Source organism: Actinomadura sp. NPDC000600 (genome assembly GCF_040492135.1).
Lineage (GTDB): Bacteria > Actinomycetota > Actinomycetes > Streptosporangiales > Streptosporangiaceae > Spirillospora.
Window position 1 is genome coordinate 13,253 of sequence record NZ_JBEUPD010000053.1, and the last position, 24,157, is coordinate 37,409.

The 24,157-nt window shown below is 71.9% G+C and carries 24 protein-coding genes; 9 read left to right on the top strand and 15 right to left on the bottom strand.

Annotated features, from left to right (window positions below):
• Positions 1-28: 28 nt before the first annotated feature.
• On the top strand, positions 29-1,042 hold the full coding sequence (locus ABWI07_RS40680; RefSeq protein ID WP_353821793.1) for an alcohol dehydrogenase catalytic domain-containing protein: 1,014 nt from the start codon (positions 29-31) through the stop codon (positions 1,040-1,042).
• A 156-nt stretch (positions 1,043-1,198) separates the two neighbouring features.
• Here ABWI07_RS40680 and ABWI07_RS40685 read toward each other — a convergent pair whose 3' ends face one another.
• From ABWI07_RS40685 to ABWI07_RS40725, 9 genes are all read right to left on the bottom strand, one after another.
• Complete coding sequence (locus ABWI07_RS40685) at positions 1,199-1,390, bottom strand: DUF397 domain-containing protein (RefSeq protein WP_353821794.1); 192 nt, start codon at positions 1,388-1,390, stop codon at positions 1,199-1,201.
• An 80-nt stretch (positions 1,391-1,470) separates the two neighbouring features.
• Positions 1,471-1,722, bottom strand: a complete 252-nt coding sequence (locus tag ABWI07_RS40690) for a DUF397 domain-containing protein (RefSeq protein ID WP_353821795.1) — start codon at positions 1,720-1,722, stop codon at positions 1,471-1,473.
• A 286-nt stretch (positions 1,723-2,008) separates the two neighbouring features.
• Positions 2,009-2,200 (bottom strand): DUF397 domain-containing protein, encoded by a 192-nt coding sequence (locus tag ABWI07_RS40695; protein ID WP_353821796.1) that lies wholly within the window; start codon positions 2,198-2,200, stop codon positions 2,009-2,011.
• Entirely contained in the window at positions 2,197-3,078 is an 882-nt protein-coding gene (locus tag ABWI07_RS40700; protein WP_353821797.1) for a helix-turn-helix domain-containing protein, read from the bottom strand. Before ABWI07_RS40700 ends, ABWI07_RS40695 begins: the two co-directional genes overlap by 4 nt.
• A 304-nt stretch (positions 3,079-3,382) precedes the next feature.
• The gene (locus ABWI07_RS40705; RefSeq protein ID WP_353821798.1) at positions 3,383-3,880 is read right to left on the bottom strand and encodes a hypothetical protein; all 498 of its coding nucleotides are present in this window, start codon (positions 3,878-3,880) and stop codon (positions 3,383-3,385) included.
• On the bottom strand, positions 3,880-4,326 hold the full coding sequence (locus ABWI07_RS40710; protein WP_353821799.1) for a hypothetical protein: 447 nt from the start codon (positions 4,324-4,326) through the stop codon (positions 3,880-3,882). The genes ABWI07_RS40705 and ABWI07_RS40710 overlap by 1 nt, the downstream gene beginning before the upstream one ends.
• Positions 4,310-6,268: a hypothetical protein gene (locus tag ABWI07_RS40715; protein WP_353821800.1), complete on the bottom strand. Its 1,959-nt coding sequence runs from the start codon at positions 6,266-6,268 to the stop codon at positions 4,310-4,312. The genes ABWI07_RS40710 and ABWI07_RS40715 overlap by 17 nt, the downstream gene beginning before the upstream one ends.
• 409 nt (positions 6,269-6,677) lie before the next feature.
• Positions 6,678-8,087, bottom strand: a complete 1,410-nt coding sequence (locus tag ABWI07_RS40720) for an amidase (protein WP_353821801.1) — start codon at positions 8,085-8,087, stop codon at positions 6,678-6,680.
• A 29-nt stretch (positions 8,088-8,116) separates the two neighbouring features.
• Entirely contained in the window at positions 8,117-9,121 is a 1,005-nt protein-coding gene (locus ABWI07_RS40725) for a D-2-hydroxyacid dehydrogenase (protein ID WP_353821802.1), read from the bottom strand.
• Between the two features lie 306 nt (positions 9,122-9,427).
• On the opposite strand from ABWI07_RS40725, the gene ABWI07_RS40730 reads away from it, so the two are divergent.
• The 5 genes from ABWI07_RS40730 (at position 9,428) to ABWI07_RS40750 (ending at position 13,527) form a co-directional block, all read left to right on the top strand.
• Positions 9,428-9,910: a DUF3830 family protein gene (locus ABWI07_RS40730; RefSeq protein ID WP_141587347.1), complete on the top strand. Its 483-nt coding sequence runs from the start codon at positions 9,428-9,430 to the stop codon at positions 9,908-9,910.
• 16 nt (positions 9,911-9,926) lie between these two features.
• On the top strand, positions 9,927-10,688 hold the full coding sequence (locus ABWI07_RS40735; RefSeq protein WP_353821803.1) for a maleate cis-trans isomerase family protein: 762 nt from the start codon (positions 9,927-9,929) through the stop codon (positions 10,686-10,688).
• 35 nt (positions 10,689-10,723) lie between these two features.
• The gene (locus ABWI07_RS40740) at positions 10,724-11,497 is read left to right on the top strand and encodes a maleate cis-trans isomerase family protein (protein WP_353821804.1); all 774 of its coding nucleotides are present in this window, start codon (positions 10,724-10,726) and stop codon (positions 11,495-11,497) included.
• A gap of 23 nt (positions 11,498-11,520) precedes the next feature.
• Complete coding sequence (locus ABWI07_RS40745; RefSeq protein ID WP_149263654.1) at positions 11,521-12,180, top strand: GntR family transcriptional regulator; 660 nt, start codon at positions 11,521-11,523, stop codon at positions 12,178-12,180.
• A 93-nt stretch (positions 12,181-12,273) separates the two neighbouring features.
• Positions 12,274-13,527, top strand: a complete 1,254-nt coding sequence (locus ABWI07_RS40750) for an aspartate aminotransferase family protein (protein ID WP_353821805.1) — start codon at positions 12,274-12,276, stop codon at positions 13,525-13,527.
• 25 nt (positions 13,528-13,552) lie between these two features.
• Here the strand turns inward: ABWI07_RS40750 and ABWI07_RS40755 are convergent, their stop codons facing one another.
• Positions 13,553-13,702 (bottom strand): hypothetical protein, encoded by a 150-nt coding sequence (locus tag ABWI07_RS40755; RefSeq protein ID WP_160161155.1) that lies wholly within the window; start codon positions 13,700-13,702, stop codon positions 13,553-13,555.
• Complete coding sequence (locus ABWI07_RS40760) at positions 13,699-14,022, bottom strand: hypothetical protein (protein ID WP_353821806.1); 324 nt, start codon at positions 14,020-14,022, stop codon at positions 13,699-13,701. The genes ABWI07_RS40755 and ABWI07_RS40760 overlap by 4 nt, the downstream gene beginning before the upstream one ends.
• 80 nt (positions 14,023-14,102) lie before the next feature.
• Between ABWI07_RS40760 and ABWI07_RS40765 the strand changes: the two genes are divergently transcribed.
• Both ABWI07_RS40765 and ABWI07_RS40770 read left to right on the top strand, forming a co-directional pair.
• Entirely contained in the window at positions 14,103-14,780 is a 678-nt protein-coding gene (locus tag ABWI07_RS40765; RefSeq protein ID WP_353821807.1) for a TetR/AcrR family transcriptional regulator, read from the top strand.
• A 47-nt stretch (positions 14,781-14,827) separates the two neighbouring features.
• A complete protein-coding gene (locus tag ABWI07_RS40770; protein ID WP_353821808.1) occupies positions 14,828-15,967 on the top strand; it encodes an acyl-CoA dehydrogenase family protein in 1,140 nt (379 codons plus the stop codon).
• A gap of 108 nt (positions 15,968-16,075) precedes the next feature.
• Here ABWI07_RS40770 and ABWI07_RS40775 read toward each other — a convergent pair whose 3' ends face one another.
• The 3 genes from ABWI07_RS40775 to ABWI07_RS40785 form a co-directional block, all read right to left on the bottom strand.
• Positions 16,076-16,933, bottom strand: coding sequence for a lipase family alpha/beta hydrolase (locus ABWI07_RS40775; protein WP_149263659.1), 858 nt, complete (start codon positions 16,931-16,933; stop codon positions 16,076-16,078).
• 249 nt (positions 16,934-17,182) lie between these two features.
• On the bottom strand, positions 17,183-18,331 hold the full coding sequence (locus tag ABWI07_RS40780) for a CaiB/BaiF CoA transferase family protein (protein WP_353821809.1): 1,149 nt from the start codon (positions 18,329-18,331) through the stop codon (positions 17,183-17,185).
• A 74-nt stretch (positions 18,332-18,405) separates the two neighbouring features.
• Positions 18,406-19,893 (bottom strand): hypothetical protein, encoded by a 1,488-nt coding sequence (locus ABWI07_RS40785; protein ID WP_353821810.1) that lies wholly within the window; start codon positions 19,891-19,893, stop codon positions 18,406-18,408.
• A 380-nt stretch (positions 19,894-20,273) separates the two neighbouring features.
• Here ABWI07_RS40785 and ABWI07_RS40790 point away from each other — a divergent pair, with 380 nt between their 5' ends.
• Positions 20,274-22,001 (top strand): serine/threonine-protein kinase, encoded by a 1,728-nt coding sequence (locus tag ABWI07_RS40790; RefSeq protein ID WP_353821811.1) that lies wholly within the window; start codon positions 20,274-20,276, stop codon positions 21,999-22,001.
• A 27-nt stretch (positions 22,002-22,028) separates the two neighbouring features.
• Here the strand turns inward: ABWI07_RS40790 and ABWI07_RS40795 are convergent, their stop codons facing one another.
• Positions 22,029-24,104: a fibronectin type III domain-containing protein gene (locus tag ABWI07_RS40795; protein WP_353821812.1), complete on the bottom strand. Its 2,076-nt coding sequence runs from the start codon at positions 24,102-24,104 to the stop codon at positions 22,029-22,031.
• Positions 24,105-24,157 lie beyond the last annotated feature (53 nt).

The following is a 24,157-nucleotide window of genomic DNA, read 5'->3' on the forward strand; positions in this document are numbered from 1 at the left end:
CCGCCGCGACAGGAGAGGAGGCGCCGCCATGCGCAGCGCCGTTCTGACCGCCCAGGGCAAGCCGCTGGAGATCGTCGAGCGCGAGGCGCCCGAACCCGGCCCCGGCGAGATCCTGGTGAAGGTCACCGCCTGCGGGATGTGCTTCTCCGAGGTCAACCACCTGCGGGGGCACTACCCGTTCGGAACGTTCCCCGTCGTCCCCGGCCACGAGGTCAGCGGCGTCGTCGCGGCGCTCGGCGAGGGCGTCGACTGGCCCGCGGTCGGCACCCCGGTCGGGGCCGCCTGGGTGTACGGGTCGTGCGGCCACTGCGACCAGTGCGCGCGCGGCGACCAGATCCTCTGCACGGGTGCGCCGAAGCAGATCACGGGCGTCAACCGCGACGGCGGGTACGCCGAGTACTTCGTCGGCCGCGCCGGGTTCGTCACCCCGCTGCCGGACGGCCTCGACCCGGTCGCGGGCGCGCCGCTGATGTGCGCCGGCATTACCGCGTTCAACGGGCTCCGGCGGGCCGGGGCCGTCGCCGGGTCGAAGGTGGCCGTGCTCGGCACCGGCGGAGTCGGGACGATGGCCCAGCGGTTCGCCGCCGCGATGGGCGCCCGCGTCGCCGTCGTGTCGCGGTCGCGCCGCGCCGAGAAGGAGGCGCTGGACCTCGGCGCCGAGATGTTCGTCGCGACCGCCGAGCAGGACCCCGCCGAGGCCCTGCGGGCGTGGGGCGGCGCCGACCTGGTGGTGAACACCGCACCTGACACCGCGACGGGGCTCGCCGCGTTCGGCGGCCTGCGCCCGGACGGGACCCTGCTCTACCTCGGCATGGGCGCCGAGAACGTGAGCGTGCCGCCGATGGCCCTCGTCTCCGGCCGGCTGCGGGTGATGGGCGTGCCGTCCGGCTCCCCGCACGACCTACGCGACACCCTCGCGTTCGCGGTGGCGCACGGCATCGTCCCCGAGGTCACCCCGGTCACCCTGGACGAGGCCCCGGCCGTCCTAGCCGCGATGGACGAGGGCACCAACCACGGCCGCGCGGTAATCACCTTCGAGTAACCCACGTCCACGCCCGGGCCCGCTCGTAGGCGGCTCACGCTGCCATCACCAAGGCGTCGGCGTGCCGGGCGCCGACGCCCTGGAGGCCGACAGGCAGGCCGCCGGAGGTGAAGCCGCACGGCAGCCTCGCCTCAAGGCCGATGATGTCCGCAAAGGTCAGGCCCCTGCGCGGATCGCGTGGAGGAAAGCACGCCATTCGTCCGAGGTGAACTCCAGGGTCGGCCCGGTACCGTCGTGCTTGGTGTCCCGGACCCCGACCGTGCCATCTGCGGCACGACCGGCTTCGATGCATCCGCCGTTCGGTTCGCTGTGTCGCGACTTGCGCCAACCGTGGAAGTCCTTGGTCATGTCCTCAACCCTGACTGGTCGACTACCCGTTCGAGGAAGGCGGTGCCGTCCTGACGTCTCAAGGCGGTGATGAAGATGGGTCAGTGGCCGTCCATCTGGATCCTGTAGAGGAAGGTACGCCATTCCTCCCTCGTGAACCTCAGGGTGGGCCCGTTGCCGCGAAGCTTGGTGTCCCGGACGCCGACCATGCCGTCAGGTGCTCGACCCACTTCGACGCAGTGTCCGTCAGGGTCGCTGTAGTGGGACTTGCGCCAGCCTTGGAAGTCCTTGGTCATGGCCTCGATCCTGTCTCTGTCGGCGAGCCTGTTGGCTACGCGATCAAGGAAGACCATGCTGTCTTCACGGGACAGGACACCCTCCCGCAGACGGTCGTAGATCCCGGCGTATTCAGCACGTTCGTGTTCTGGGGCGGCGGGGAGAAGAACCCCGAGCAGCCCGGTTCAAGGAGAACCGGGTGACGATCGAGCCTGATGATCAGGAGTGGGTTCGACCAGCGGGCGAGCGAGCCCGGCGCCGGGCTCCCCCACGGTCATCATGAAGGGCCTAGCGGTCTGGGGCGGCGTCAGCGCGAAGCGCCGCAAGGCGGGGGCGCCCCAAGATCGCTGATGTCCGTAGGTGTCAGGACCCTGCACGGATCGTGCGGAGGAAATCGCGCCATTCGTCCGAGGTGAACTCCAGGATCGGCCCAGTGCCATCCTCCTTGGTGTCCCGGACGCCGATCGTGCCATCGAAGGCGAGGCCAACTTCGACGCATTCACCGTTCGGTTCGCTGTAGCGCGACTTACGCCACCGGCAGAAGTTCTTGGTCATGCCTGCGATCCTGACTGATCGGTGAGGCGCTTGGCTACCCGATCGAGGAAGTTCACGCTGTCTTCACGGGACAGGGCGACCTTCCGCAGACGGTCATAGATCGCGGCGTAACGTGCCACCTCTCCTCGCTGCGTCAGGACGAGGTCAGTGGTGACAGTGTCGATCACTGCTATTGGCGGGTCGCCTGCTTCCGCGAATGTGTAGAGGTAGAAGGCTGACTTGGGGAGAAAACCTCCGGGGATCTCGGTGTCGTGCCTGAGCACGCGAACGGTGATCCGCTCGTCCTGTGAGACAACTCCGATCATGTGCCGTAGTTGAGCGATCTTCGCCCGTGGCGGTACGGCCAGTCGGTGAATCACGCACTCGTCCAGCACGGTCTCGTAGGTAGGGCCATCCGATCGAAGCAGTTCACTTTGCCGCCGCATACGCGCCTCGGTCATGCGTTCCGGCAGGTAGTCGAGCTTTCCCTGGCACCTATCCAGATCGACGAGTGAGGCGATGAACTCGGGCGCCTGCAATACCGCAGGCATTGCGGTCTGGTTGTAGGCGCGTATGGCGGCGGCGCTGTACTCCAGGTCCGCGTAGAGCTTCTGCCGAGGACCCATCGACATGCCGTAACGATCCCACCAGCCCTTCTGACTGGCTTCTCTAGCGAGCTTGCAGATCCGGTCGTACTCATCGCCGGTGATCTCCAGGGCGTCGAGCAGGTTCATGATCTCGGTGAGGTCCGGGCGGATCTGGGCGTTCTCCAGGCGGGTGATCTTCGTCCGGGAGTGGAAGACGAGGCGGGCGAGATCGTCGGTCGTGAGGCCGCGGTTCTCGCGGAGCTTGCGGATCTCCCCCGCCAAACGGCGGCGGCGGACGTAGGGGCTCGGCATGGCCGTCCTCCCGATATCGCGTCGGACACGGTCCGTACTGATCGCTAACTCACTGCAATCGAACGATGCCCGGCAATAGTAAAGTCACGCCCCGACAAAACTCCGCCACCTCGACGTGGGAGCCAAAATCCGCACGTGCGCAACACGGACGCTGCAACCTCTGCCAGTCCGTTTCAACCGTTTAGGCCTCATTCACAAACACTCATACCTGCATGTACCAGAAAGCGCGAGTAGCCCCAAGGAGCTAAACTGTCGCTGATTCGTGCCGCTTCTGAGCGTCTTCTAGGTCGAACTCTTCTCAAACCTACGAGGAGGGCGCAGTGGAGGCCTCGCGCCGCGCGGCGAGCCACTGTTCGGTGTAGGCGGTGACCTCCTCGATGAACTGCTCCAACCCAGCTCGATCGAGATCCATCTCAGCGACAAGGTAGAGCAGGATGAAGACCTCGGCGTTCAGGGCGGCCGTCAGGTCGTCTGGGACGGTCGCCTTCAGCGCGGGTGCGTCGACTGCGCGACGAACCATGTCCTCGGCGATGAGCGGGTCGATCAAGTCTGCGTCCTCGCCGGCCGCGATCCGCAGGTCGGCGACGAACCGAACGATCTGCCCCACGGTGTAGGTCGGCGCGAGCTTTCGACGCACGGCAACCTCGAACGCGCAGAAGAGCAGCGACATGTACCCGGCCGCCGTCTCGTCGTCCATCTGCAACTCATCTTGCAGAGGCACCCAAGCCTCCGGTCCCTCCAAGAGAAAGGACCGGAGCGCCAGAATGTTTTTCTCCCGAATCTCGACGGTCGAGTAGTCCATTACTCCAGAATTTCGTCCGCGTCTGCACGAATCTGCGCCATGAAGTCGTTGAGTTCGGCTTCACTGTAGTTCGCCCGCCCTACCAGAGCCGAAAGCAGAACGATCTGGTGACCGAGAACCGTTTGATCGTCAATGCCCGAGAGGGAGGCTTTCCCCAGAGCGTGCAAGATAATCTGCTCTGCCACTCCCGGGTTGATGGCCTCCAGAGATTCATTCCCTTTCGCGCGCGCTTGCGCGACAAATTCGATGATTTCTGAACGGTCGGCTATCTCACCGTCCTTCACAAAGCGTCGCTGGATGGCCTCGAAGAGTCCTGCCGCCAGCAGCGCCGCGTAACCGACGTTGTCGTTCTGATCAAGCTCGTTGAACAACCGAAGATGTTCCTCTGGCGGACGCCCTGCCAGTTGAGCATAGAGGGCTGCAACCTGCTCATCCGTTACTGGCATGTTCTCTTCCCATCTGTCGTTTCAGGTACTGGACGCTTCGTCGAGTCATCTCGACCGCCACCACGACGCCGCTAACCACGCCAACCATCGCATCGCCAGCTTTGACAGGCTGATCCACCGAACGGATATGGTCTGAATTCTTTCGCGCTGTGCACGGTTCTGTCCGTGGCGGTCGAGAATCGAACTGCTCGAAGGCCGGTTTGACGTTTTCGTCCACAGCTTTCTTTAGATTTGCGGCGGCTTTGAGCATTTCCCGGCGCCGATCCTTCAGGCTGAGAGGCCGGTCGGGGTCGCGCTCCTGAACATCCCTGTACTCAGGGTCGTCATCGGGGTCTCGAAGTTCGCCACGGCCTGGGGTTTCGGTGTCGACGTCCGGGCGGTCTGGAGGAAGCGGTCTTCCGTCGCGGTCGAGGGTGATCTTGACGTTTCCGGCGAAACGTCTTGGCTCTAGGTCCGTCGATCCTTCTTCGTGTGGCGCTAGATCTGTGCCGGATTCCTCTCCTTCGCCAGACTGCTCGGCCTCGCGACCGGGTGGGTTGGTTTCGTCAGCGGACTCGATGGACTGCGGGTCTTCGGCATTTCTACCATGGCCGTCGCTCTGTTCACCGAGGGCTTCTGGGAGTGTGGTGTTCTCGTCGGCTTCTTCGGCCGGGGGAATGGTCTCGCCGACGGGTTTCGGGGCGTCTGCTTCGTTGCCGGCGCCTCCGGCATCAGCCTTGGGTTCTCGGGGCTCGGTTCCTTGGTCTGTGGTTTCGGGGCCGGTGGAGGATGCCTCGCGGCCGGGGTCGGGAACGGCGGGGCCGGTCTCGGCGGCGGGATCGACGGGTTGGCCGACATCTGAGCCCGGCGGCGGATCGCCTTGTCCGTCTGGTGTCTGGTCGTCTGCGGGCGGCATGCCGTCCGCTGGTGGTTCGGTCGGTGGGTCGCCACCGGCGTCGCCGGGGTCGGCGGAGTCCTGCGGTGGGAGGGGCTCGTGGCCCTGGTCCTGTGGGCGTGCGGACTCTGGCGCGGGGGGCTCGGTTCCTTCCCCAGAGGTCGGCGGTTCGGAACTGTCGGAACCGCCGACCGGGTCGTCGCCGCCGGTATCGCCCGTGCCGCCGGTCGGTATCTCGGTGCCGGGGGGCTGCGCTTCCTGTCCGGGCTCGACCTTCCCCGCGTTCTCACCGTCCGGCCTCACACCTCCGTCACCGTTGTCGCCGGCGGTCGCTTTGCCGACGCCCTCGGTGGCCTGGGGGTCCTGGAACACGGCGCGCCTTTGCTCCGCGTTCGCATGTTGTTCTTCGCGGGTGCGGGCGAGGCTTTCCATGCGGGATCCGGGCGGGTATTGAGAGGCCTCTGCCGGAAGGGGGCTTTGTTCCCCGCTGGGTGCCGGGGCGTCGGCGGTGCTGCCGCTGTCCTGGGAGGGCGACTCCTTGCCGGGGGCGTCCTTTCCTCCCGTCTGATCGGTCTCGGCTCGGCCGGGCTTGGGTTCGAGGTCCGCGTCGCCGCGCTCGCCCTCGTCGTGGCGCGGGTCCTCTGGCTTGGCCTGGCCGGGCTTCTCCGTCTCCGTGCCGCTGTTGCCGGTCTGGGCCGGGTCGGTCTTGTCGTGGCCGTGTTCCTCGGGCGGCTGGGAGCTGCCTCCGGCGTCGCCGGTTTCGGGCTTCTCCTTGGCCTTGGGATCGGTCTCGGCCGGCGGGTCGGCGGGGGTCTTCGGCTTGTCGCCGGCCGGGTCGGAGGAAGAGGACTCGCTGGATTGGCCTTGGCGGTCGTCCCGCTGTCCGTTGCCGGTGTCCGGCTGCTCGGGGATCTTCCAGCCTGCTGCTCTGAGGCTGTCTATGCGGGGCGTCTTGCCGTCGGCGCCGGGATTGTCGCCCGATGCCTTGCCCCCGGTGTCGGGCGGGGTGGGCTTGTCGGTGGTCTCAGGGCCCTTGCCCGGCCCACCGGGGGGATTGTCCAAGCCCACGCTTGCAGCCCTTCCATTGGGGGAAGGTGAACCGGCCCGCCGGACGGTTCACCGGGCGTGTCCGTGACGTGCGGGGCCAACGCCCGGACCACACCGCCCCCTATGTAATCGCGCACGTGCGAACTTTGCACGTGCGCGAAACGAAGACCGCAGAACTCACATACGTTTCACGATGCCTCACCGTTCCAAAACTGCAAGCTCGTTCCCACTCGCGTCCGAGGCAGGACGAACAACGGTTCAGACGGGCCTTTTCAAGTAATACGACGCGCACACCAGAGGAAATCGGCGCGCAGGAATGGTGGCTTGCGAACCTGGGCACGGGTCATTCGCGCCGGTCGTGGATTCTCGTGACGGCGCCGTCGGGTGGCCGGTCGACTCGCGGAGGCCCGCCTTCAGCGGGGCCGCGCGGTCATCGCCTCCCGGTGAACCTCGTCCATGGGCGGGCGCGCTCGTAGGCGGCGCAGGCGGCCATCACCAGGGCGTCGGCGTGCCGGGCGCCGACGACCTGGAGACCGACGGGCAGGCCGCCGGAGGTGAAGCCGCACGGCAGGCTCGCCGCGGGCTGCTGAGTCATGTTGAACGGGTAGGTGAACGGGGTCCAGCCCGTCCAGCGCGGAGACGCCGAGCCAGGCGGGACCTCCAGGCCGGCCTCGAACGCGGCGATCGGCGTCGTCGGGGTGAGCAGCAGGTCGTAGCGCTCGTGGAACAGGCCCATCAGGCGGCCAAGCTCCATGCGGCGCGCGGTGGCCGTCAGGTAGTCCTGCGCCGAGTAGCGCGCGCCCTGCTCGCAGATCTCCCGCAGGCCCGGGTCGAGCAGTTCGCGCTCCTCGGGCGACAGGTGCTCGACCACCTTGGCGGCGCCCGCGAACCACAGGACCTCGAACTCCTCGACCGGGTCGCCGAAGCCCGGGCCGGTCTGCTCGACCTTGGCGCCGAGCTCGGCGAAGACCTCGGCGGCGGCCGCGACGGACGCCGCGACCTCCGGGTCGACCTCCGCGAAACCGAGGTCGGGGCTGAACGCGACGCGCAGGCCGGTCAGGTCGTCCCGGCCGATGCGGGCGCCGGCCTCGGCGAACACCACGTCCGGCGGCGGCAGCGCCGACCAGTCGCGGGCGTCGGCGCCGCTGACGGCGTCGAGCAGCAGCGCCGCGTCGGCCACGGTGTTCGTCATCGGGCCGGTGTGCGCGAGCGTCCCGAACGGGCTCGCCGGGTAGTGCGGGATGCGGCCGTACGTCGGCTTGATCGTGAAGGTGCCGGTGAACGCGGCGGGGATGCGCACCGAGCCGCCGCCGTCGGTGCCGAGGGCGAGCGGCGCCATGCCCGCCGCGACCGCCGCCGCCGCGCCGCCGCTCGACCCGCCCGGCGTGCGGGAGGGGTCCCACGGGTTGCGGGTGACGCCGGTCAGCGGGTTGTCGGTGACGCCCTTCCACGCGAACTCCGGCGTCGTCGTCTTGCCGACGAACACCGCGCCCTGCTCGCGCAGGCGGGCGACGGACGGCGAGTCCTCGTCCCACGGGCGGGCGGGGTCGATCGTCCGGGAGCCGCGCAGCGTCGGCCAGCCCCGGGTGAGCAGGACGTCCTTGATGGAGACGGGCACGCCGTCCAGCGGCCCGAGCGTCGCGCCGCGCCGCCACCGCTCGGTCGCCGCGCGCGCCATGTCGAGGGTGGTCTCCTCGTCGACGAGGCAGAACGCGTTGAGCTCCGGGTCGTCCCGCTCGATCCGGGCGAGGACGGCCCCGGCGGCCTCGACCGGGGACAGCGCCCCGGCCCGGTACTCCGCGAGCAGTTCGGTCGCGGTCAGGTCGGCCGCATCGGCCATGGTTGCCCCCTCTGGTGTGATGCGGCCCGCTACCGCGGGCCGGCCGGCTCCGAGCCCACGTAGCCGAGCCCCTTGTCCACGACGTTGCGCAGGGGGCGGCCGGCCACGCGGCGGCCGAGGTTGTCGACGAACAGCCGGACCAGCTCGTCCCGCCAGCCGACCACGTCGCCGGACATGTGCGGCGAGACGATGACGCACGGCATCTCCCACAGCGGCGAGGACGGCGGGAGCGGCTCGTCCTCGAAGACGTCGAGCGCGGCGCCCGCGATCCGGCCCGCCCGCAGCGCCTTGACCAGGTCCGACTCGGCCACGAGGGCGCCGCGCCCGACGTTGATCAGCCGCGCGGACGGCCGCATCCGCTCCAGCGCGGCGGCGTCGATCATGCCGCGGGTCTGCGGGGTGAGGGGCGCGGCCAGCACGACGTAGTCGGCGGCGGCGAGCTCCTCGCCGAGCCGGTCCATCGGGCGGACGGCGCCGAGGTCGGGGTCCTCGTCGCGGGCGGTGCGCCCGACGCCGGTGACGGCGAGGCCGGCCGCCGACAGCCGGCGGCCGATCGCGCGGCCGATCGGCCCGGTGCCGACGACCAGCGCGCGGGCGCCGGTGATCCGCTCGGTCTCGCGGTGCCGCCAGCGCCGCTCGCCCTGCAACCGGAAGGTGGTGTGCAGGTCCTTGGCGAACGCGAGCACCAGTCCGAGCACGTATTCTGCGATGGGCTCGTCGAAGACGCCGCGCGAGTTGGTGACAACAGTGTCACTGCGGACGAGCCCGGGGAACATCAGGCGGTCGACGCCGGCACTGGCGATGTGGACCCATCCGGGCCCGCCGGTCCGGGGCCACGCACCGGCCAGGGCGTCCGAGAGAAAATCCCACATGAACAGAACATCGGCCTCGGGAAGCGCCTCGGCCAGCTCTGTTTCGCGCACGTAACGGACGCGCGCGAGGCGCTCCGCCTCCTCCATGCCGCGCGGATGGACGTCGCCCACGAGTACCACCACGTCAGGCGGGTTGCCGGATGCGGGCTGGGCAGGGTCCATCGGCGTCACTTCCGGGGTGTGCGGAGTTTACGAGAAGGCAACGGCGGGAGGCATTGACACGCTAGGAAGCGTTCGTAGGATTGTCAACAATCAACGCGGTGCACTGCGGCCTCGGTCACCGCAATGGGACATGTGCTGCAAGACCGTCGCAACCGCTGCCCAGCAGGGCCAGGACGGATCCCAGAGCGCTCTAACAGCCCCCGTTCGGGGGTGTGGGGGGACGACCCCCCACGAACATGGAGAGTCCTTCGGGTGGCGACGCTCTCGCCCACCCCTGTTCACGGGGAGGTCAGCATGCCCAAGCTCATGACCATCACTCTGGAGCGCCGCGGCGTGTCGTGCGTCGCGGAGCTTCTCGAGAAGGACGCGCCGCGCACCTGCGAGGCGGTCTGGAACGCTCTACCCCTCGGCGGCGAGGCGTACCACGCCAAGTACGCCCGCAACGAGGTGTACACGATGGTCGAACGGTTCTCCGAGGAAGAGATCGGACTGGAGAACCCCACCGTCACCCCGATCCCGGGCGACGTCGTCTACTTCTCCTTCCCCGGCGGGATGCTCGACCGGAAGTTCAAGGAGGAGAAGAACATCCACGCGCTGCCCGGCGTCATCGACCTCGCGATCTTCTACGGCCGCAACAACCTGCTGCTGAACGGGGACGTCGGCTGGGTTCCCGGCAACGTCTACGCGACGATCGTCGACGGCCTCGACCGCATGGCCGAGGCGTGCAACGACGTGTGGCGGTCGGGCGGCGTCGGCGAACGCCTCCTCTACGCACGCGCAGAGTCCTAGAGTGGCGGCCGCGCAGATGACATTCGACCCCTCGCTGGTCGTCGGCCCAGAGCTGCTCGCCCAGCACGGCATCGGGGTGGTCGCGCCGTTCGACTTCGCCCTCGACAGGGAGCTGTGGCGCTGGACGCCCGACGACGTGTCCCTGTTCATGACCCGCCTGCCGTACGTGCCGGTCCCGGTCACGGTGGAGATGGCCTCCGCCCTGTCGGACCAGTCGATCGTCCGGCAGGCGACCCGCGACGTCCTCGCCCCGGAGCCGCTCGCCGTCGCCTACGCGTGCGCGTCGGGCAGCTTCATCCGCGGCAAGGCGGGCGAGATCCAGTTGCACCAGTCGATGCTCCAGGCCGGCGCGCCGGTCTCGACGACGACCTCCGGCGCGCTGGTGGAGTCGCTCCGGCTCCTCGGCGCCCGGCGCATCGCGGTCGTCACGCCCTACATCGACGCCGTCACCGACCGGCTCGTGTCGTTCCTCGGCGAGCACGGCATCGAGGTGGTGTCCTCGGTCGGGCTGGGCCTGCTCAGCCACATCTGGAAGGTCGGCTACGGCGAGATCGTGTCGGCGGTGTCGGCGGTCGACCACCCCGAGGCCGAGGCCGTCTTCATCAGCTGCACGAACGTCCCGACGTACGACATCATCGCACCGCTGGAGCAGATGATCGGCAAGCCGGTGCTCACCGCCAACCAGGTGACGATGTGCTCGGCGCTGCGCGCCATGGGGCGTTCGGCGTCCGGTCCCGGACAGTCCCTGGTCGGGCTCGCTCCCTTCACGGCGGCCTAGCCGCCATGATCCCCAAAGGTAGGATTGTCGACAACATGCGCCAGAACGGGTTGCGCGCGGGGTTCCTCTACCCCGGCTACAGCGCCGAGGACGACTACCCCACCATCGAGCGCGCCCTGGGAGAGGTCAGCCTCCCGGTCGTGCACACGCTCATGCGCGAGGACGCGCACCGCGTCGACGCGCTGCTGGACATCGGCGGCGCCGACGTGCTCGGAGACGGCGCCCGCACCCTGCGCGAACACGGCGTGAGGGCCGCCGTGTGGGCGTGCACCAGCGGAAGCTTCGTGTTCGGCTGGGACGGCGCCGCGCAGCAGGTCGCGGGCGTCCGCGAGGCGGCGGGCGTGCCCGCCTCCAGCACGTCGTTCGCGTTCGTGCACGCGGCGCAGGCGCTGGGCGTGACCCGCGTCGCGGTCGCGGCGACCTATCCGGCCGACGTCGCCGAGCGGTTCGTCGCGTTCCTCGCCTGCGCCGGCATCGAGGTGGTGGCGCTGTCCTGCCGGGGCATCGTCACCGCCGCCGAGGTCGGCACCCTCGGCCGCGACGAGGTGCTGGCGTTCGTCGCGGCCAACGACCATCCGGACGCCGAGGCGGTGCTGGTGCCCGACACCGCGCTGCACACCGTGGCCTGGCTCGACAAGCTGGAGGCGCGGGTCGGCAAGCCGGTGCTGACCGCCAACCAGGTGAGCGTCTGGGAGGGGCTGCGACTCGCGTCGGGGCCCGACGGGCTCCCGCCGCGCACCGGGCTGGGCCGGCTCTTCGCCGTCCCCGCCGCGGTCCCCCTGCGGGGACGACATGCATGGCAAATCTGAATAGAGACGAAAGGGAACCGCGCATGGGCCGACTGGGTGAGCTGGAGCCTGTTCCCCGCAAGTCGACGGTGGAGATCGTCTCGGACGAGCTCCGCTCGGCGATCATGTACGGGTCGCTGGAGCCCGGCGCGCAGCTCGGCGAGGCCGACCTCGCCGCGCGCCTCGGCATCAGCCGCGGACCGCTGCGCGAGGCCATGCAGCGGCTCGTCCAGGAGGGGCTGCTCGTCAGCGAGCCGCACCGCGGACTGTTCGTGATCACGCTGGACGAGGGGGACGTCGAGGACGTCTACCTCGCCCGGCTCGCGATCGAGCGCGAGGCCTGCCGGCTGATCATGGAGCGCAACCGGGGCGAGGCGGTGGCCCGGCTCACCGAGGCCCTGGAGGCGCTCGTGGCCGCCGCCCGCCAGCGCGACCGGGTCGCGATGAGCGACGCCGACCAGGCGTTCCACGAGGTGCTGGTCAGCTCGTCGGGCAGCCCGCGGCTGGAGCGGATGGCGCACACGCTGCTGGTGGAGACGCGCATGTGCCTGAACGCCCTCCAGGACACCTACCCCGAGCCCGCCGACCTCGTCGAGGAGCACCGGCGGCTCGTCGACGCGATCGGCGACGGCGAGGAGGAGCGCCTGCTCACCCTCATCGAGGAGCACATGACCGACTCCATCACCCGGCTCCGCGAGTCCTAGCTTCCGGCGCCGCCACAGAGGAACGGCCCCGCTGGACAACCGGCCCGGGGCCACCTAGATTGCAGATTGTCGACAATCTACCGGAGGGACGCCATGGCGACGCTGTCTCCCCTGCTCAAGCAGGCCACCCCCGTCCTTGCCGAGCGCGGCGAGGGCGTGTACCTCTACGACGCCGAGGGCCGCAGGCACCTGGACTTCACCGCGGGCATCGGCGTCGTGAACACCGGCCACTGCCACCCGCGCGTGGTCGAGGCCGCACAGCAGCAGGTGGGCACGCTCATCCACGGCCAGTACACGACCGTCATGCACCGGCCGCTGCTGCGGCTGACCGAGGCGCTCGGCGAGGTGCTGCCGGAGGGCCTGGACTCGCTGTTCTTCCTCAACAGCGGCAGCGAGGCCGTCGAGGCGGCCATCCGGCTCGCCCGGCACGCCACCGGCCGGCAGAACATCGTCGTCTTCCACGGCTCCTTCCACGGCCGGACGATGGGCGCCGCCGCCCTCACCACGGCGGGCACGAAGTTCCGCGCCGGGATCGGCCCGCTGATGCCGGGCGCCGCCATCGCGCCGTTCCCGCAGGCGTACCGGTACGGGTGGTCGGAGGAGGAGGCGACGCGGTTCGCGCTGCGCGAGCTCGACTACCTGCTCGTCACCGCGAGCCCGGCGTCCGACACGGCCGCGTTCGTGGTCGAGCCGGTGCTCGGCGAGGGCGGCTACATCCCCGCGCCCCCCGCGTTCCTGGAGGGGCTGCGCGAGCGCGCCGACCGGCACGGCATCCTGCTGGTCGTCGACGAGGTGCAGACCGGGTACGGGCGGACGGGCCGGTTCTGGGGCCACGAGCACTCGGCGGCGCGCCCCGACGTCCTGATCACGGCCAAGGGCCTGGCGAGCGGGTTCCCGCTGTCGGCGATCGCCGCGCCCGAGGCGCTGATGGCCAAGGCCCGCCCCGGGTCGCAGGGCGGCACGTACGGAGGCAACGCCGTCTCGTGCGCCGCCGCGCTCGCCACCCTGCAGGTCATCGCCGACGAGGACCTCGTCGGCAACTCCGCCCTGCAGGGCGCGCGGCTGAACGACGGGCTCCGCAAGGTCGCCGCCGACCACCCGGCGATCGGCGACGTGCGCGGGCTCGGGCTCATGCAGGCCAGCGAGTTCACCACGCCGGACGGCGAGCCCGACCCCGCCGCCGCGGCGCGGGCGCACGCGGCCGCCGCAGAGCGCGGGCTCCTGCTGCTGACCTGCGGCGCGTACGGCAACGTCGTCCGGATGATCCCGCCGCTGGTCATCACCGGCGACCAGATCGACGACGGCCTGGCCCTGTGGGCCGAGGCCGTCGCCGACGCCGTCGGCTAGTCCGCGCCGACGCGGAGTCCCACCGTCAGGGCCGGTCCTTCGGGCCGGTCCTGCGGTAGACGACGGTGAGGGCGACCACGACCACGACGAGGGCGGCCACGACGATCCCGCCCTTGATCAGCCGGTCCACGAGAAGGCCGATCACCACGTCCGCGTCGTCGGCGGCCGGGGTCACCGGCCCCCTCCCGTCCGTCGGGTCTCGCTCCGGTCGAGGTAGTGCAGGGCGCCGCGGACGGCGAGCCGGCCGAGTTCGGACCGGCCGCCGCCGCGCCGCGCGTCGAGGCCGCCGCGGCCCGCGTTCCGGCGCGGGTCCGGGCCGGCCGCCGGGCGGTCGGCCCAGGCGCGCAGGACCGGTTCGACCAGGCCCCGGGCCCGGCCGAGCCGGCCGCGGCGCTTCAGCGTGATCGCCACGCTGAACACCGCCACGACCAGCAGCGCGATCCCGGCGACGATGATCGCGAAGCGGATCAGCAGGATGTTCATCACTTCGTCCATGTCGGCCTCCCCTTCGGTCGGACTTATTTGGCAGGCTCGTGCTAAATACGACTGTAGCATGGGCGTGCTATAAAAGAGCGGTGCCGAAGATCGTCGATGCCGAGACCCGCCGCCGCGAGGTGGCCGAGGCCGTGTTCCGCGTCGTGCGCCGGGACGGGCTGGACCAGGCGTCGCTGCGCACCGTCGCCGCCGAGGCGGGCCTGGCCATCGGATCGGTCCGGCACTACTTCGACGGCCAGGCCGAAATCATGATCTTCGCGATGCGCACGTTCGCCGAGCGGGCCGGCGAGCGGCTGCGGCTGCGCGCGGCCCGGCTCGCGGACCCCGGCCCCGCCGCACCGCCCGCCGAGCACGCGGCGGCCATGGAGGCGCTGTTCGCCGAACTGCTGCCGCTGGACGCCGAGCGGCGCGAGGAGGCCGAGGTGTGGCTGGCGTTCACCACCGGCGCCCGCACCCGGCCCGAGCTGGGCCCGCTGGCCCGGGAGATGCACAACGACCTGCGCTCGATCGCGAGCCGGGCCCTGCGGGCGGCCCGCCGCGCCGGCGCCCTGCGCCCCGGACTGGACGTCGAGGTCGAGGCCGCGCGGGTGCACGCGCTGGTGGACGGGCTGACCTCCCACGCCGTCCTGCGGCCCGACGCCACCGGCCCGGCGGAGCTGCGGGCCGTACTGCGCCGGCACGTCAGCGAGCTGACCGGCGTCCCCGCGGGGGACCTGCCCGCGCCGTCCGACCCGGAGGACCTGCGCGCCGGGGACTGACGCGCCGCCTGCTAGATTCCGAACCTCGTTCTGTACGAGGAGGCGCGGTGGATTCCTGGCAGACCCCGGAACGGGCGGCGCTGCGCGCCCTCGTCCGCGACTTCACCGCGCGGGAGATCGCGCCCTTCGTAGCCGACTGGGAGGACGCGGGCGAGCTGCCCCGGTCCCTGCACGTCCGGGCCGCCGAGGCGGGACTGCTAGGGGCCGGGTTCCCGGAGGAGGCCGGCGGGTCCGGCGGGGGGCTGCTCGACGCGCTGATCGTCGCCGAGGAGATCATCCAGGCGGGCGGGTCGGGCGGCGTGGTCGCCTCCCTGTTCACGCACGGGATCGCGCTCCCCCACATCATCGCCTCCGGGGACGCGGCGCTGATCGACAGGTTCGCGCGGCCGACGCTCGCCGGGGAGAAGATCGGCGCGCTCGGCGTGACCGAGCCCGGCACCGGATCGGACGTCGCGGGCATCCGCACCACCGCCGTCCGCGACGGCGGGCACTACGTCGTCGACGGCGCCAAGCTGTTCATCACCTCGGGCGTGCGGGCGGACTTCGTCACCACGGCGGTGCGGACGGGCGGGCCCGGCTTCGACGGCATCTCCCTGCTGGTCGTGGAGAAGGGCACCCCGGGCTTCACCGTCTCCGCGCCGCTGCGCAAGATGGGCTGGCTCTGCTCCGACACCGCGGAGCTGTCGTTCGACGGCGTCCGCGTTCCCGCGGCTAACCTCGTCGGCGCGGAGAACAGCGGGTTCCTGCAGATCGTCCAGAACTTCGTGACCGAGCGGCTGTCGCTGGCCGTCCAGGCGTACGCGACGGCGCAGCGCTGCCTGGACCTCACCCTGGCCTGGGTCCGGGACCGGGAGACGTTCGGCCGCCCGCTCGCCTCCCGGCAGCTCGTCCGGCACAAGATCGCCGAGATGGCGCGGCGGACCGACGTCGCCCGCACCTACACCCGCGCGGTCGCCGAGCGGCACGCGGCCGGGGAGGACGTCCTCACCGAGACGGCCTACGCCAAGAACACCGCCGTCCTCGCCTGCGAGCACGTGGTGCACGAGGCCGTCCAACTGCACGGCGGGATGGGCTACATGCGCGAGTCCGAGGTGGAGCGCCACTACCGCGACGCCCGCATCCTCGGCATCGGCGGCGGCACCAACGAGATCATGAACGAGATCGCCGCCAAGCGCCTCGGCCTGTGACGCCGCCGCGGCGCGGCCTGTGACATCGCCGCGGCGCGGCCGGTGGCACGGTCCGCGGCGCGGCGGCGCCCGGCGGTGAGAGGGGAGACCCGCCGGGCGCCGCACGGGTCAGCCGAGGGGCTTCGCGCAGTCGATGGGCCAGTACGGGCCCCAGATGTCGAGCGAGTTCAGCACGAACTTGATCATCACCGGGTCGAAGGCGATGCCGACGTGCGCGTTGGTGTCGTTCGGGCACTTGTCCTGCAGCAGGACGTTCTGCGCGTTGGAGCCGTTGAGGAACTCCGAGGTGTAGGGCGTGACGACCTCGTCGTACTTGGTGGACAGCACGATGTAGGTCGGGCCGGGCACGGTGTCGCCGCCCCCGTTCAGCTTCTTCAGGAAGTCCGAGTCGACGATCTGCTGGCCCGCCGCCGGCGCGGCCTTCACGACCTCCTGCGTGATGCCGAGCAGGGTGCCCAGCTCCACCAGCCCGGACATGTTGGTGCCGTGGTTGGACGGCACGATGCCGACCAGCTTGTTCACCTTCGCGGCGCCGCCGAGGAACTTCATGTAGTACCGCGGCATCATGCCGCCCTGCGAGTGCCCGACGATGTCGACCTTGGACGCCCCGGTGGAGGCCATGACCTTGTCGACGAACGCCGACAGCTCACCGGCCGACGTGGGAATGTCGTTGATCCCCTGGATGGGGCCGTCCTTCGGGCCGCCGTAATTGAGGGCGTAGACGCAGTACCCGGCCTTCTTCAGCGCCGGCGAGAGCTTCTGCCAGTTGAACGCCATGTTCTCGAAAGTGCCGTGCACGAGCACTACGGGGCGGGGATGCGGGAACGAGGGTCTGCAGTTCCAGTCGTTCGCCCCTTCCGGGCTCGTCTCGGCGTGCGCCGCGGGGGCGACCGCCCCGGTCAGGCCGAGTGCGGCGGGAATGGCCGCGGTGATGACCGCCCACGAGCGGAGCCGTTTGAAACGCATGGGCATCTCCCTTTTGCGGGCACGGCGAACAGGGCCGGCGTCCGGCCTTTACCGTCGTCGTGCTGTCGGGGTGGAGTGCCCACAACGTACGGCCGCGTTCCGGCGCGGTCTTGTGGAATGACCGCCGGTTACCGCGAGGGAATTGTCAGCCGATTAACTATCCGCCCGCGCACGGGCGGCGCGGCCTGCGTTCATCGGCTCCGGTGGCCGTGCCCGGGCGGGACGGCGCGGGGACGGCCACCGGGGCGGTCACGCCTGGGCGACGGCGCCTTCCTTGAGGAGGGCCTCGGCGTCGTCGAAGCCGAGGTCGTCCAGCACGGCCCTGGTCTGGCCGCCGGGGAGGACGGGGACGCCGTCGGTCCCGGTGGGGGTCCGGGAGAAGCGGGGGGCGGGGGCGGGCTGGCGGTGGCCGGCGAGTTCGGGGAAGACCTCGCGGGAGGTGTTGTACGGGTGCTCGGCGGCCTCGGCCAGCGACAGGACGGGGGCCACGCAGGCGTCGCTGGGGACGAACACCTCCGTCCACTCGTCGCGGGTCTTCGTGCGGAAGGCGGCGGCGAAGCGCTCGCGCATGGCGGGCCAGCGCTCGCGGTCGTACTGGGCGGGGAGGTCGTCGTCCCCGTCGAGGCCGAGGCGGCGGAGGAACTCGGCGTAGAACTGCGGCTCGATGGCGCCGACCGCCATGTGGCGGCCGTCGGAGGTCTCGTAGACGTCGTACCAGGGGGCGCCGGTGTCGAGCATGTTGACGCCGCGGCGGTCCTCCCAGATGCCGCCCGCGAGGAAGCCGTGGATGAAGGTGGACAGGTGGGCGGTGCCGTCCACGATGGCGGCGTCGACGACCTGGCCGCGCCCGCTCGCCCGCGTCTCGAGCAGGGCCGCGAGGACGCCGGTGACGAGGTACATGCTGCCGCCCGCGAAGTCGCCGAGCAGGTTCATCGGGACCTGCGGCGGGCCGCCGGCGCGGCCGATGGCGTGCAGGGCGCCGGTGATCGCGATGTAGCCCACGTCGTGGCCCGCCGTGTGCGACAGCGGCCCCTCCTGCCCCCAGCCGGTCATCCGCCCGTAGACGAGGCGGGGGTTGCGGGCCAGGCAGTCGTCCGGGCCGATGCCGAGGCGCTCGGTGACGCCGGGGCGGAACCCCTCGATCAGGACGTCGGACTTCTCCACCAGGCGCAGGACGACCTCCCTGCCGCCCTCGCTCTTGAGGTCGACGGCGATCGACCGCTTGCCGCGGTTGGTGAAGTCGGTGCCGCCGGCGGTCTCGCCGTCCCGGACGGCGGACGCCCGGTCGACGCGGATCACGTCGGCGCCGAGGTCGGCCAGCAGCATCGCGGCGAACGGCCCCGGCCCGATCCCGGCCAGTTCGATCACGCGTACTCCGGAGAGCGGCCCCTTGCCCATCTGCGACTCCCTGAATCTGGTTCGGTTCCCCTCAGTGTGCCCGATCAGGGTAAGCGGATGCTGACCGGCCCGCCCTAACGGGCGGTCGGGGTGACGGGGGTACCGGGGGCACCGCCGGCGACGAGGAGGCGGTCGCGCGTCACCGGCCGGCGGACCCCCTCGGCGTGCGGGACGAGACCGCGCCCCGCCGCCGCCAGGTAGTACCAGCGGCCCGACGGCGCGCGCCACCACGTCCCGCTCACCGGCCGCTGGACGTCGCAGGCGCCCGTCGCCCGGCTCTCCGCCGCGAGCAGGGTCGCGAAGGCGGCGGCGCCGCCGTCGGCGTAGGCGAACCGGGTGCAGGCCCAGTCGGCGTGCCGCCCGCCGTGCGGCAGCGTCCCCGACCAGAAGTCGAACGCCATCGCCGCCGAGACGGGCCGGGACGCCGCGGGCACGGCGCAGGCCAGCTTCTTCCAGAACGACCGGGCGGTGCGGCCGAGGACGGCGGGGCGGTCCCGGCCTCCCGGGCGCCGGTCCGGCGCGCGGTGTCCGAGGACGGCGGCGCGCGCGCCGCCGAGGTCGCCGACCGTCCGCGAGCCGAGGTGGAATAGCGGACCCCGGCCGCAGCCGGTGCCGGGGCGGACCGGGTCCGTCACGCCGCCGGACGTGGCGAGCCGCCGTCCGGCGAAGGTCTCCGGCCGGGCGTCCCAGGGCGCGAGGAGGTAGCGGCCGCCGCCGAGGGCGATCGGCGCGGACGGGTCGGTGCCGATCGCGGCCACGTCGACGCGGCCGGAGGCGTAGCGGGCCAGGCGGCCGCCGCTGCGCATCACCGCGAGAGGCGCGCCGTCGAGCCGGCCGGCGTACAGGAGCTGCGCGGCGCCGCTGTCGGGGCGGCGGCCCCGGGGCGCGGCCGCCCACGCGTCGGCGGCGCGCCGGGTGAAGGCCCGGTCGCCGGCGAGGTCGCCGCGGGCGGGCCAGACGTCGAGGGAGCGGGCGCCGCGCGTCCAGGCGTCCGGCGCCGCGGCGGCGAGGCTCAGGCCGCGGGCGGACGCCTCGCGCGCGCCCTCCCGCTCGGTGGTGAGCAGCGCGCCGACCAGCGCGGCGGTGAGGACGACCGCGGCCGCGAGCGGGAGCACCGAGCGGGTGCGGACGGGGCGCAGCAGCGCCGGCTCGAACCGGTCGGCGCGGCGGGGCACCGGCACCTCGACGGCCTCGGCGGCGCGGATCACCGGCAAGGGGTCGCGCACCCGCAGCTCGATCAGCTGGTCCCGGACGGCGTAGCGGGGCATCCCCTCCACGTTCCGCAGGACGTAGGCGACGCGCACGTGCGGGTCGAGCCGGGACAGCGCCGCGGTCAGCGCGGGGTCGGGCAGCCGGGCGGGCAGCGCGCGCAGCCACGGGCCGAGCCCGATCTGGAGCCGGCGGGGCGGGCGCAGCGCCCGGCGCAGCACCCGGGTGCGGCGGCGTGCGTGCCCGGCGGCCGAGCGGTCGCGGGCGCCGCGCGCGGTGGAGTCCACGATCCGGCGGGCGATCGCCAGCCGGTAGACGCGCTTTCCCCGCCCCGGCAGAACGAAATACGCCATCCGCACAAGTTCCCCATAAGCCGTTTCGGATGGCGGTGCTTCCTCGTGCGGATTTGTCATGACTTCGTCCGTCACGGCGGGCCACTCCCTCTGGGGCAGTTCCTTCGTCGCGAATCCCGAGGTTAGGACGAAGAGGGCCGGTACTGGAGCGCAATTGGCACAACGATTAACCGGGGCAATGGAAATGTCATCTCATTTCCGTCAAGGGTGCTGGGCGACGGCCGGGTCGGGCCTTCCCGGCGAGAGCACCCGCGCCCGTTTCCTCCCCGTACTACGCTGTTGCCCCCGGGGGGAACCGCCCCGGGCCGCACGGCATCGAACGATCGCGCCCCCGCCGCGCCCCCGGACGAGACGAGCAAGCGAGAGGGATCCCCCCACCCATGACCGAGGACGTTCCGGGCTACCGGGTGCTGGAGCAGGTCGGCGAGGGCGGCTTCAGCGTCGTCTACCGCGCCCACCAGGAGCGCCTGGACCGGATGGTCGCGCTGAAGGTCCTGTCGGTCAGCGCGGTCGACGACGCGGCGATGCGGCGGTTCCAGCGCGAGTGCAAGATCACCGGGCGGCTCTCCGGGCATCCGAACATCGTGACCGTGCTGGACACCGGCACCACCCGGTCCGGGCGCCCCTACATCGCGATGGAGTACTTCGAGCACGGCGCGCTCACCGACCGGCTCGCGCGGGAGGGGCCGCTGCCGGTCGCCGAGGTGCTGCGGATCGGCGTGAAGATGGCGGGCGCGCTGGCCGCCACCCACGAGACCGACGTCCTGCACCGGGACGTCAAGCCGCAGAACGTGCTGCTGTCGCGGTACGGGGAGCCCGCCCTGGCCGACTTCGGCATCGCCCGCCTGGTCGACAGCTTCGACGCCACCCACACCCAGGCGTTCACGCCGCACCACGCCGCCCCCGAGATCCTGGAGGGCCGGCAGCCGGGCGTCGGGTCCGACCTCTACTCGCTCGGCTCGACGCTCTACCAACTGCTCGCCGGGCACCCCGCGTTCAAGGGGCCGCCCGGCGAGGGCATCGCCCTGCTGATGCTGCGGATCCTCAACGACCCGCCGCCGCCCGTCCCCCGCCCCGACGTCCCCCGGCAGGTCGCGGACGTCATCGCGCGCTCGATGGCCAAGACTCCCGAGCAGCGGTTCGCGAGCGCCGTGGAGTTCGCGCAGGCGCTCCAGCGCGTGCAGGCCGAGCTGGGGCTGCCGGTGACGGACGTGGCGCACAGCAGCCGCGGCGCCGCGTCCGCGCCGGACGCCGGCCCGCGCCCGTCCTTCCCGGACGTCTCCGGCCCGCCGCTCGTGCCGGAGTGGGCGCCGACCGCGCAGTCGCCGTCCACGCAGTCGCCGTCCCTGCCGGCCTCGGCGCGGCAGGCCCCGGCGCCCGTCGCCGCACCCGAACCGCCGCCGTCGCCGTGGGCGCCTAACGCCGTCCCGCCGCAGACCCCGGACGCCCTCCTCCCCAAGGACGGCCCGCGTCCGGCGCCCGAGCCCGCCTGGCCCCAGGCGCCCCAGGCGGGCGACCAGAGCGCGAGCGGTTCGCACACCTCCCCGCATACGTCACCGCACACCACCCCGCACGCGGGCCCGCACCAGATCACCCAGGACCGTCCGCACGACGGGCCCCGCCGAGGCCTCATCGTCGCGGCCGGGATCGCGCTCGTCGGCGGGGTGTCCCTCGGCGTCGGGGCGCTCGTGCTGTCCGGCGGCGGCGACGGCGGGGGCGGGACCGCCGCGGGGTCGACGCCGCCTTCCCAGACCGGCCCGCAGGGACAGGCCACCCAGGACCCGCAGGAGCCGATCACGGCCGCTCAGCTCGCGGCGGCGCGGCCGCGCAAGGTGGTCGTACGGCAGGCCGGCCAGAGGGCGGCGGTGCTGTGGGCGCTGCCCCCGGCCGCGCGCGAGCTGCCGCTGCTCGTCCAGCAGCAGCCCGCCGGGACCAAGCCGATCGTGGCGGTCAAGGCGGGCTCGCATTCGGCGACCATGCCGGGCCTGCGGCCGAAAACGGCCTACTGCTTCAAGGTCGGGGCGGTGCTGCGCCTCAACCCGGGTCGGGCGCCGGACGTGGCCTGGTCCGCTCCCGCCTGCGTCGGCAGGAAGAAGAAGCGGGCCTAGCCGTACCGGCGCCGGCCGGGCGGCGGGTCAGGGCTCGCACGTCCAGACCGCGGGGCCGGCGAAGCTCTTCCAGTCGCCCGGCGTGTTGACCAGGTACCCGATGATGTAGCCGGTCTTGCCGCTCCATGTGATGTTGGCGTACATGTCGCCGGCGAGGCTGGCGGCATTCGGGTGCTGGTAGTAGGCGCCCTTGGTCTGGCAGTTCACGACGACGAGTTCGCCGTTGTTGTTGTTCATGGTGGCGACGACCGCGCCGTTGTTGGCGTCGGGGATGCTCCGGATGTAGGCGTTGGAGTTCCCGTTGCGCTCGACCGGATACTTGGCCGCGGGGCCGGTGAGCCTGGCGGCGAGGGAGGCCGCCGCGCCGGTGCCCGCGCCGTTCACGGCGGCGACCTTGAAGGTGTAGGACCCGTTCGTCCAGACGTTGCCGAGCGTCGTGGACATCGCCGAGCCCGCCGCGGCGGTCACCGTCGTGGCGCCCTTGACGGGGCCGTCCCAGGCGACCCGGTAGGCGGACGCGCCGGGCGGGGCCGTCCAGGAGACCTTCGTCCCGGACGCGGTGGCCTGCGCGGCGAGGCCGGTGGGCGCGCCCGGCGTCACGCACGGGCGCGCGGGGTCGCTGGGCGCCGACACCTGCTCGCGGGTCCGGCCGCGGGCGTCGCGGTAGCGCACGGCCACGCGGAAGCGGTACTCGCGGCCGCAGTCCCCGCCCCGGACGGTGAACGTGAACGGCCCGGCGCCAGGCGGGATCGCGGACGGGCTCACTGCGAGGCCGGGCGGGACGTCCTTCAGCGCGTACCCGAGGACGCCGTCGCCCTGGGACGGCTGGAAGTCGATCCGCATCGTGCCCGCCCCCGGGGTGACCGACACGTTCAGCGGCGCGGTCGGCGGCTCGCCGGGGCGCGGGCGGCGGGGGTCCTGCGGGGCGGTGCTCGGCGGGGCGCCGCTGGGCTGCGGGAGGGTGCGGCGCCCGGGGCCGCCCGCGACCCTGTCCCGGTATTTGTCGATGCCCTTGCGGCCGCCCTGCCCGTCGATCACGACGGCGCGCGGCCCCGCCGGGTCGTTAGCCCACAGCAGCCCGTCGCGGACGAAGACGTCCAGCCTGGCGGGCCGCCCGGTGACCGGGACCGGCGTCTCGAACCGGTTGCCCGCCGAGTCGTACACGAGCAGGGCCCCGGCCGTCTCGTCGGGGATGTAGACCTTCGGCCCGAGCATCTGCGGCGGCCGGTACCGGTGCTTCGGCATGGCGAGCCGCGTGCTGGAGTACCGCCCGGTGTCGGTGTCGACGGTCACCAGCGACCCGGTGCCGGGCACCAGCAGCGGGACGGTCTTGCCCTCGGTGGCGGGCGGGGCGAGCACGCCGCCGCGTCCCGCCTGCCTGACGGTCGCCGGCAGGGCCACGGTCAGCGGCGTCCCGGACGGCTTGACGACCGTGGCGGTGGCGGCCGTGGAGTTCACGACGACCGGGTCGCCCGCGGCGATGGTGAGCGCGAGGTCGTCGCCCGCCCCGCCGACCTTCACCGGCGGCTGCGTCCGGCCGTCCTTGAACGCGGCGACCTGCCCGTTGCCCGCCACCGGCACCCACAGGGCGCCGCGCGCGTCGATGCCCGCCTGCCCGAGGACGGGCGGCAGCGTCGCGGGCGCGCCGACCGGGGTCAGGCCGACCGGGTCGATCTGCTGGAGGACGCCCTTGACGGAGTCGACCGTGTACGCCTTCCCGGCGTCCGCGAGGACCTGGATGCCCTGGCCGAGCGGGCGGCTGGCGCCGACGTCCAGCTGGGAGGGGTCGAGCCGGCTGACCACGCCGGTGTCCTGGTCGACGAGCAGCACGGTGGCGCCGTCCTGGACGACCTTGATGTTGTGGCCGCGCATCTGCGGAGGCAGGGCGGCCTTGCCGTCCACCTTGGCCGCCGGCCCGTTGGCGTGCACGACGATGCCCTTGCCCCGCGCGGTGAGCCAGGCGCCGACGTCGGAGAGCCGGTACTTGGCGCTCGCGACGCCCACCCCGTACACGACGGCGGCGATGACGAGCACGCCGGTGAGCCCGACGGCGACCTGTCCCGTCAGCCGGTCACGCCTGAACAGAACTCCCAGGCCAGACATGTCCTGAAATCACCCACCTCTTCGCACCGGACACCGTAGCCGCTCGTGTCCCA